This window comes from Pseudoalteromonas sp. SG45-1 (genome assembly GCF_014164135.1).
Taxonomy (GTDB): domain Bacteria; phylum Pseudomonadota; class Gammaproteobacteria; order Enterobacterales; family Alteromonadaceae; genus Pseudoalteromonas; species Pseudoalteromonas distincta.
On record NZ_JACJEP010000088.1, the window covers coordinates 1 to 260 of the forward strand.

Below are 260 nucleotides of genomic sequence, written 5' to 3' on the forward strand. Positions count from 1 at the left end.
GCCTCATTAATGTGGTAGCGCTCTTGCGCTTGCAGGTTTTTGGCAAGTGCTTCATTAAAATCACAACCAACATCAAAAGTTGCTGGCGATAAAGCAGCTAGAGTCTCTAAGTATCCGAAAGCAATATATATCGCCCAGTCATCATTTTGCTTAACAGCCATTCCCATACACTCGTCAAGCAATTTTGGGTAATCGGCTTGATGATGGTGATAAGCTTGAAATACTTCAACGAGCTTATAAGAAACGGGGCCTGCTTGTGT

General features: G+C 42.7%; 1 protein-coding gene. It reads right to left on the minus strand.

The window, feature by feature from the left end:
• The coding region (locus H5117_RS20470) for a hypothetical protein (protein ID WP_220491814.1) at window positions 1-260 on the minus strand (260 nt) is incomplete at both ends.